This window comes from Rhizobium ecuadorense (assembly GCF_001187535.1).
GTDB classification, from domain to species: domain Bacteria; phylum Pseudomonadota; class Alphaproteobacteria; order Rhizobiales; family Rhizobiaceae; genus Rhizobium; species Rhizobium ecuadorense.
In genome coordinates this window covers 1-371 of the sequence record NZ_LFIO01001608.1, presented here as the reverse complement: position 1 = coordinate 371, position 371 = coordinate 1, and the positions used below count along the sequence as shown (strand labels likewise).

Below are 371 nucleotides of genomic sequence, written 5' to 3'. Positions count from 1 at the left end.
ATCGCCCAGCAGGTTGCCGATCGCGTTGAGCCTTTGCTCCGGCGGGATATTGCCCGCCGCTTCCGCGGCGCCGAGCCTGACGAGCGGATCTGCATCGGCCGCGGCCGTTTGAATGTCGGCGGTGATCTCCACGCCGCCAGTTCGGCTCATTGCTGCGATGGCGCTACCCCTGACAATTCCTGCCTGGTCATGGTCACTGACAAGCGCGCGCAGAGCCTCCACCGCGGCTTGATCGCCGTTTGCAGCTCCGGCGAAGGCATGGGCGATCGACGGGCGTTCGCGCCATTGCGTTCCGTACCATTTATCCATCGTCTCGGCCGCCCAATCATCGGTTCTGTCGACATGACAGGTGGTGCACGCATTTGGCGTCC

General features: G+C 64.2%; 1 pseudogene. It reads right to left on the bottom strand.

Going from position 1 to position 371, the window contains the following annotated elements:
• Nucleotides 1-371: pseudogene (locus tag AF337_RS32735) on the bottom strand (hypothetical protein); the annotation flags it as partial.